General features: G+C 42.8%; 4 protein-coding genes. 2 read left to right on the forward strand and 2 right to left on the reverse strand.

What is annotated here, in order from left to right:
* The first annotated feature begins 138 nt into the window (after positions 1-138).
* Positions 139-840, forward strand: coding sequence for a Uma2 family endonuclease (locus F6K37_RS36015; RefSeq protein ID WP_287255767.1), 702 nt, complete (start codon positions 139-141; stop codon positions 838-840).
* Positions 837-959, forward strand: coding sequence for a hypothetical protein (locus F6K37_RS36020; RefSeq protein WP_287255759.1), 123 nt, complete (start codon positions 837-839; stop codon positions 957-959). Before F6K37_RS36015 ends, F6K37_RS36020 begins: the two co-directional genes overlap by 4 nt.
* Before the next feature lie 116 nt (positions 960-1,075).
* On the opposite strand, the gene F6K37_RS36025 is transcribed toward F6K37_RS36020, so the two are convergent.
* Together F6K37_RS36025 and F6K37_RS36030 are read right to left on the reverse strand one after the other, a co-directional pair.
* A complete protein-coding gene (locus F6K37_RS36025) occupies positions 1,076-1,648 on the reverse strand; it encodes a Uma2 family endonuclease (protein WP_287255762.1) in 573 nt (190 codons plus the stop codon).
* Positions 1,649-1,769: 121 nt separating this feature from the next.
* Positions 1,770-3,154, reverse strand: a 1,385-nt coding sequence (locus F6K37_RS36030; RefSeq protein WP_287255765.1) for a HEAT repeat domain-containing protein, incomplete at its 5' end; no start/stop codon positions are given.

Below are 3,154 nucleotides of genomic sequence, written 5' to 3' on the forward strand. Positions count from 1 at the left end.
TAAGGTAGGAGATGCACTGAGTTTATAATCAATAAATTGGAACGAGTTGCTCCATTTTCCCGATTCCCAATTCCCGATTCCCAATTCCCAATTCCCTATTCCCTATTCTTCATTATCAACTCAGGTAAAGGTTTTACAATGGTTCAGCAGCTACAGCCAACTACTGATGACATTTTTTATCCCGAAAGTGACGGCAAACCTTTGGCGGACAATACCCTTCAATTTGAACTAATTACTACCATTAAGTCTGGCCTAGACCTTCGATTTAAAGATGACCCGAATGTGTTTGTAGCCGGGGATTTGTTGTGGTATCCAGTAGAAGGACAACCAAAAATTAACCAAGCACCGGATGTGATGGTGGTGATCGGTAGACCAAAAGGGCATCGGCGTTCTTACAAAACCTGGGTTGAAGATAACATTAATCCCCAGGTAGTTTTTGAAATAGCCTCACACACAAACACTATCAAGGAATTAGAAGACGATAAACTAAAGTTTTACCAAACTCATGAGGTAGAAGAGTACTATCTCTATGATCCAAATCGGACAAAACTAAAAGGCTGGTTGCGTTCAGGAGAAACCTTAGAACCTATCCCCCAGATGCTTGGTTGGGTTAGTCCCTGTTTAGGAATTACCTTTGAGTTAGTAGAGTCAGAATTGGTACTGTATTATCCTAATGGTGAGCGGTTTGCGAGCTATTTGGAAATTGTTGAACTAAAAGAGCAAGCTATTGAACTAAAAGAGCAAGCGGAGAAAGCTCTAGAGCAAGAAAGAAGTCGTATGCAATCATTGCTGGAACAATTAAGAGCGAAAGGGATAAATCCAGAGGATTTTGATCTTTGACACTCGGCAGCTATCAGCTATCAGTTTTCAGCTTTGAGCTATCAGCTATCAGCTATCAGCTATCAGTTTTCAGCTTTCAGCTTAAGCGCTACGCGAACAGCTTTCAGCTTATGCCTTAACTTCACAGGCTAGAAGCCTGTTCCACTGTACTTGAGGTGCTTTTGAATAAAATAAGCTGACCGCTGACCGCTGACCACTGACCGCTGACCACTGACCGCTGACTGCTTAGACCCCTTTACCAAATTAAATCAAGATACAGCACAAAACCAGGCAAAACCTCTTCTCCCGATACAGTAGTGGGAGACTCTAAAACTTCAACCTCTTTACTTGGTCGATAAATTTCCACTTGTCGCTCTTTACGATTAATTAACCAACCTAAACGAGTGCCATTGTCTCGGTATTCTTCCATTTTTTTGCGAATTGCTGTCAAGCTATCACTGGGAGAACGTAATTCAATCACAAAATCAGGACACAGGGGCAAAAATTTCTCTTGTTGTTGAGGAGTTAAACTATTCCAGCGTTGTAATGGTATCCAAGATGCATCGGGAGAACGGTCGGCACCATTGGGGAGTTTAAAACCAGTGGAAGAATCGAAAGCAATGCCCAACTTGTTTTGACGGCTCCAGGCTTGAAGTTGGTAGCCTATTTCTAGATTACGGTTTCCTGTGCTGCCGCCAGTGGGTGACATAATAATTAAATCTCCATTAGCATTGCGTTCAAATTTCAAATTATCGTTGTCTTGACAAAGCTGGAAAAATTGCTCGTCGGTAAGGTTAATTGATTGGAGATCAAGGGTTAGGGTAGTCATGATTGTTTAGGGAAGGGAGTAGGGAGTCGGGAGTAGGGAGTCGGGATTTTAAGGTATACTATAATTATAATTAAGGTTATCTATTGTGTTGTTTTAGAGGAAGCTTTTTTGATTCCGAAAATTACCACAACCTATTTAGGATTGCTATATTTAATTTATTTTTATTAAAAAAGCGTTTTACATAAATTAGGGGAGAAGTTTTAATTCGCTCAGGATAAACTGGAATCAAAGCGTTCTTATTTATCAGGTCTTTGCTAAAAAGTTCTTTGTCATTACTGAATTTAATAGCTAGCTTTCTTGTAAGAGAAAATAATTCAGCTTCATAAATGTCAATTCTAGAATTTTGAAGCACCTGTTTTAATACTTCAGAGCTTTTGAATTTTCCCAGAGCCTCTGCTGCGTTCCATCTGACATACGAATCCCAATCTCTCAGAGCAGCAATTAAAGGCTCAACGGCTTTTTCCGAACCAATCTTCCCCAGAGCCACTGCTGCGTACCTTCTGACAAACAAGTCGAGATCTGTAAGAGCAGCAATTAAAGGCTCAACACCTTTTTCCGAACCAATCTTCCCCAGAGCCACTGCTGCGTACCTTCTGACAAACAAGTCGAGATCTGTAAGAGCAGCAATTAAAGGCTCAACACCTTTTTCCGAACCAATCTTCCCCAGAGCCACTGCTGCGTACCTTCTGACAAACAAGTCGAGATCTGTAAGAGCAGCAATTAAAGGCTCAACACCTTTTTCCGAACCAATCTTCCCCAGAGCCACTGCTGCGTACCTTCTGACAAACAAGTCGAGATCTGTAAGAGCAGCAATTAAAGGCTCAAGGTCTTTTTCCGAACCAATCTTCCCCAGAGAATCTGCTGCGTTCCATCTGACAAGCAAGTCGAGATCTGTAAGAGCAGCAATTAAAGGCTCAACGGCTTTTTCCGAACCAATCTTCCCCAGGGCCTCTGCTGCGTTCCATCTGACATACGAGTCGAGATCTGTAAGAGCAGCAATTAAAGGCTCAACGGCTTTTTCCGAACCAATCTTCCCCAGTGCCTCTGCTGCGTAGCTTCTGACATCCGAGTCGAGATCTGTAAGAGCAGCAATTAAAGGCTCAACGGCTTTTTCCGAACCAATATTCCCCAGGGCTACTGCTGCGTTCCATCTGACATACGAGTCGAGATCTGTAAGAGCAGCAATTAAAGGCTCAACGGCTTTTTCCGAACCAATATTCCCCAGAGCCTCTGCTGCGTAGCTTCTGACATACGAGACCTGATCTGTAAGAGCAGCAATTAAAGGCTCAAGGTCTTTTTCCGAACCAATCTTCCCCAGAGCCACTGCTGCGTACCTTCTGACAAACAAGTCGAGATCTGTAAGAGCAGCAATTAAAGGCTCAACACCTTTTTCCGAACCAATATTCCCCAGGGCCTCTGCTGCGTAACTTCTGACAAGCAAGTCCTGATCTGTAAGAGCAGCAATTAAAGGCTCAACGGCTTTTTCCGAACCAATATTCCTCAGGG

Origin of the sequence: Moorena sp. SIO4E2, assembly GCF_010671945.1 — a bacterium.
Lineage (GTDB): Bacteria > Cyanobacteriota > Cyanobacteriia > Cyanobacteriales > Coleofasciculaceae > Moorena > Moorena producens.